A 1,733-nucleotide genomic window follows, 5' to 3' on the forward strand; every position below is an offset into this window, starting at 1 on the left:
TGGAAAACATATGGTTGGGAGGGATTTGGGGCGTTTAGGGCCGACGGTTTCGCTACAGTACCGTGCTGCTGGATAATTTTCCAAGAATCAGGCTGCAAAAAATTTAAAAACTTGAACATCGAGTATACAGCTTCATGGACAGTGCGATCTTAGCCACGAAAATATAAGTGATAATTTGGGTATCGCTGAACCCAACATTATTACCATCAGACCTATTTATTTACCACACTGCAAGAGGTTAACAATCATGGCAACCATTCAAGTAGGCTGCGACTTAACGTACTCGGTTACAAGCTCCACGAGCTTTCTCTTTAACGTGGCGGCGGCACGAACTGCGCACCAGAACATCAGTGAGGAAACCCTGCGGTTAAACCCCGATATTAGATACGAGTCCAGCTGTTTGGGAACCGAAGATAATCAAGTGTACCGGCTAACTGTCGAGCCCTGCGATCTGCAACTTCAATACCGTGCGACTGTGGATTTGCGTCCTGAAATTTATGATACTTCAGGGATTGTCGAGACCGGGTATTCTCAATTGCCAAACGAAATATTGCCTTACCTTAATCCCAGCCGTTATTGCGAGTCTGATCGTTTGACCCATTTTGCCTTACGGATGTTTGGCAACGCCGAGCCTGGATTTTCCCGGGTTACTGCAATTTGCGACTGGATACACGGCAATCTCGACTATCAAGCAGGCAGTACCGGGGCAAGTACCAGCGCCTGCGACGTATTGATACAGCGCGTAGGGGTATGTCGGGATTATGCGCATCTCGCTATCGCCTTGAGCCGGGCGTTATGTATCCCCGCGCGGTATATTTCAGGATACGCGGTGGCTTTGCAGCCGCCGGATTTTCATGGATTTTTTGAGGCTTATCTGAGGTCTCGCTGGTATTTGTTTGATGCTACACGTATGGCGCCGGTTGAGGGATTTGTACGTATTGGCACAGGTCGGGATGCTGCCGACGCATCATTTGCGACCATCATCGGGGCGGCGACGCTTACCTATATGGCTGTGTGGGCTGAACAAACGGCGCCTAACCAAATAACCAATCAACCTGTGCAACAGTCGGCGGTGTCGACAACTAATTAAGTTTTATAAGTTGATAGCCAATTATTGATGTTGATTAATAAACCTGCATGAAGCAGCTCTCCCTACTCACGCTTGATAACGCTTATCGTGCCGTTACCCTCCATATAAACGTCTTTCACTTGGGTAAGATCTTCAAGACTCTGTTCGCGAATTTTGCTCATCAATTCATCCTCCGTGATCATTCCCTGACGTATCTTTCTATGTAATAGTTTTCCGTTTCGTGCGTCGCCCCCCATAGGTGACGGAATCGAAACAGAATTATTTGAGCGTTTCACCAACGTAGCCAAGGAGACTGTTAAATGCGGTTTAATCGTCGCTATTATTCAAGGCAGTATTGGGGATTTTTATTTTGGTTTGTAGGTATTCCTGCTGCATTTTTATGGGGTATGTTAATGATAGTTTTATCTTTATTACCTATAGGCAGCACGCTAGTTTGGGACCCGCTGCGGTAATTTTATTTGTACGAGGTCAAACATTAAATGCGGTTATCGTTTTGACAGTCTGTATTTTAGTCATCTGAAGTTTCCTAAAAAATCATCAAGCCACCATGCGTAGCAATACGGCCACCAACGAATTTTTCGAGGGGTTGCCGGGTTTGGGGCAAACCCTATCAAAATCCTCATTGAGAGCGGCTTCAGCTATA

Annotated in this window: 2 protein-coding genes; one reads left to right on the forward strand and one right to left on the reverse strand. The window is 46.2% G+C overall.

Features of this window, described 5'->3' with window-relative positions; all coding sequences use genetic code 11:
* Positions 1 to 247 precede the first annotated feature (247 nt).
* On the forward strand, positions 248 to 1,090 hold the full coding sequence (locus tag RW114_RS20525) for a transglutaminase-like domain-containing protein (protein ID WP_340124586.1): 843 nt from the start codon (positions 248 to 250) through the stop codon (positions 1,088 to 1,090).
* A 62-nt stretch (positions 1,091 to 1,152) separates the two neighbouring features.
* On the opposite strand, the gene RW114_RS20530 is transcribed toward RW114_RS20525, so the two are convergent.
* Positions 1,153 to 1,326, reverse strand: coding sequence for a YetF domain-containing protein (locus RW114_RS20530; RefSeq protein ID WP_340124587.1), 174 nt, complete (start codon positions 1,324 to 1,326; stop codon positions 1,153 to 1,155).
* Between the last annotated feature and the right edge of the window lie 407 nt (positions 1,327 to 1,733).

It is taken from the genome of Methylobacter svalbardensis (assembly GCF_037671525.1).
GTDB lineage: Bacteria > Pseudomonadota > Gammaproteobacteria > Methylococcales > Methylomonadaceae > Methylobacter_A > Methylobacter_A svalbardensis.

Bases quoted from the DNA above. Each gene is read 5' to 3' on its own strand.
- RW114_RS20530 (WP_340124587.1), bottom strand. From the start codon at position 1,326: ATGGGGGGCGACGCACGAAACGGAAAACTATTACATAGAAAGATACGT.
- RW114_RS20525 (WP_340124586.1), top strand. From the start codon at position 248: ATGGCAACCATTCAAGTAGGCTGCGACTTAACGTACTCGGTTACAAGC.